Below are 1,949 nucleotides of genomic sequence, written 5' to 3'. Positions count from 1 at the left end.
TAAAATACCTCTCTAAATTTCTGGTACTCATTCCCATGTCTTCAGATAAAAGCTTAAGTCTTAAAGTATGGCCGTCATTTAATCTTTTTAGTATTTTTAAAATATTTTTAGCAGTTGATATCTCGTTTGGCATATGTATTCCCTTTTATCGCTATTATGCACCTAAAGAGTTATTATAGCATAAATTTGAAGCTATACTTTTTATAGAATAGTCACAATATGTCATAGTAAAGCTGTATAATACTAAAAATTAAAAGGGGGTGCCATAATGATATCTTTAAGAAGTTTTTTTACAAAATACAATCTAACCGATTCTCAAAGCAAACTAGTTCAAAAGCTAGAAACATTTATATCATCTCAAAACAGTAGCATTTTTTTATTAAAAGGCTATGCGGGAACGGGTAAAACTTTTATTACAAAAGGCTTGACTGAGTATTTTCGAGAGATAAAGCGTAACTATATCTTAGCAGCACCAACCGGCAAGGCGGCAAAGGTCATAAGCCAAAAGACAAGGAGTGCCGCGTACACTATCCATAAAACTATATATACCCTAAAAAATCCCGTAGAATACATACAAAATCTGGAAAAAGAGGATAAAACATATAAATTTTATTTTTCTGTTGCCGTCAATGAGGATTCAAACGACACAGTTTATATTATAGACGAGGCTTCAATGATATCTGATATTTATAACGAAATGGAATTTATCAGATTTGGAAGCGGTTTTTTATTGCGAGATTTGATGCATTACATAAATTTAGACTGTAATGACCATCGAAAAAAGATCATTTTTATAGGCGACAACGCCCAGTTGCCACCGGTCGGCATGTCGTTTTCTCCGGCATTAAATAAACAATATATATTGGAAAATTTTGGTTTTAGAGCCGAAGAGTTTGAACTTACCGATGTCGTAAGACAAGAAAAAGATAGCGGCATACTTAAAAATACTTTACCTATAAGAAAATCATTAGAAAATAAAGTATTTAATACTATAAATTTCGATACGAGTTTTCATGACACAGTACACCTAGACCATATAAATTTCATGCAACAATACATAGAGGTAACCAAAGGCAAGGTCGATCATCAAACTATGATAGTAGCGTACTCAAACGCTAGCGTAAAGGAGTATAACTATAAAGTCAGGGGGCATCTTTTCCCAAATCATAAAAATCAAATCTGCGCAGGAGATAAGATAATAGTTACATCAAATAACGCAAATCACGGTATTTTTATCTCAAACGGCGATTTTGGGATTATAGAGGAAATTTTATCCCCAACAGAAACAAAAATCATAAAGACTAAAGGCGGCAAAATAGATGTTAGCATAAGCTTTAGAGATGTTGTAGTGCTTTTTTATGATATAGATGGCGCAGCTTGGCATATAAGATGCAAAATAATAGAAAATTTACTATTTTCAGAACAAGCTAGCCTTAGTTCGGATGAAAATAAAGGAATCTATATCGACTTTATGAGGCGTCACCCTGGGTTAAAACCAAATACCAAAGAGTGGGTCGATACCCTAATGATGGATCCTTATTTTAATGCCCTAAAGGTAAAATTTGGCTATGCCATCACTTGCCACAAAGCTCAAGGTAGTGAATGGAAAAATTTATTTCTAAACTGCAAAACTATGACAAGCGTTTTAAGCGAAAACTATTTTAGATGGTTCTATACAGCCATAACAAGGGCAAAAAGCAAGATCTACACTCTAGACGAGCCGCATATAAATTTACTTTCAAATATTAAAAATTTAAACGCTAACGAGATAGCGCAGAGTAATACGAGTTCGTCTAATACCTTAAGCTCCGGTTTTAACTTTCAAAGTGATCATCAACGCCAAATTTATATAAAAATCAAAGAAATTTTAGATAAAAATAACATCGAGATATTGCAAATCACGCATCATCAGTATCAAGAACAATATACCATAGCTCTTAAAAATGAAA

General features: G+C 33.0%; 1 protein-coding gene. It reads left to right on the top strand.

The features are described from left to right. Nucleotides 1-268: 268 nt before the first annotated feature. Nucleotides 269-1,949: AAA family ATPase (locus tag Q0546_RS05975; RefSeq protein ID WP_298791413.1), on the top strand; the 1,681-nt coding region annotated here is incomplete at its 3' end.

Origin of the sequence: uncultured Campylobacter sp. (assembly GCF_937997465.1) — a bacterium.
Classification (GTDB): domain Bacteria; phylum Campylobacterota; class Campylobacteria; order Campylobacterales; family Campylobacteraceae; genus Campylobacter_A.
Note: the sequence above shows the minus strand (reverse complement) of the source record. Positions and strands in the feature narration are given on the sequence as shown.